This window comes from Candidatus Binatia bacterium (assembly GCA_023150935.1).
Lineage (GTDB): Bacteria > Desulfobacterota > Binatia > HRBIN30 > HRBIN30 > JAKLJW01.
The window spans coordinates 1-656 of sequence record JAKLJW010000133.1; the positions used below are offsets into that span (position 1 = coordinate 1).

At 68.4% G+C, this 656-nt stretch carries 2 protein-coding genes; both read left to right on the forward strand.

Annotated features, from left to right (window positions below; genetic code table 11):
• A partial coding sequence (locus tag L6Q96_23345) for a hypothetical protein (protein MCK6557483.1) occupies positions 1-310 on the forward strand: 310 nt, incomplete at its 5' end.
• A 119-nt stretch (positions 311-429) separates the two neighbouring features.
• A partial coding sequence (locus L6Q96_23350) for a CRISPR-associated endonuclease Cas1 (GenBank protein MCK6557484.1) occupies positions 430-656 on the forward strand: 227 nt, incomplete at its 3' end.

Genomic DNA, 656 nt, shown 5'->3' on the forward strand with positions numbered 1-656 from the left:
CGGTGTGAGCCGCAAGGAGCTGGATCGAGTCCGGCGGGGTCTGCAAAGCCCGGCCGGGTGCAAGAAACTCGCGGAACGGTTTCCGGACGGGTGCCGCGGGTGCGCCAGCCCCGACCCGGCGACAGGCGGCTATGCGACGCCGGCGCTGTTCGCATTGCGCGAGCCGCCGCCGACCGGCCGCCGCGACCCGCCGTGGATCGAGGCCCCGGACGTCGTCGAGGCGCCGGCGCCGGGCCTTGAAGGTCTGGAGGCCCGCCTGGCCCGGATCGAAGCCGCCCTCGCGCGCCTGTTGGAGAACAGATCGGCGTGAGTCGTACCCGGTCGGTCGCCCGCACGCCGCCGTCCGCATTTGTCAACTGCCGAATAACCCCCCACGCCCTCAAGACCCCAGGACCTCAAGACCCCAGGACCCCAGGACCCCAGGACCCCATGAAAACCGCCTACATCACCGAACAGGGCGCCACCGTTCGTCGCGACGGACCGGTGCTGCAGGTATGGACCGGCAAGACGCGGAAGGCGGAGTTGCTGGTGCACGATCTCGATCAGTTGGTGTTGATGGGCAATGTCATGGTGACGCCGGCGGTGTTGGATTTTCTGATCGCCGAGCGGGTCGACACGGTGTTCATGTCGTACCACGGACGATTTCGCGGGCGGTT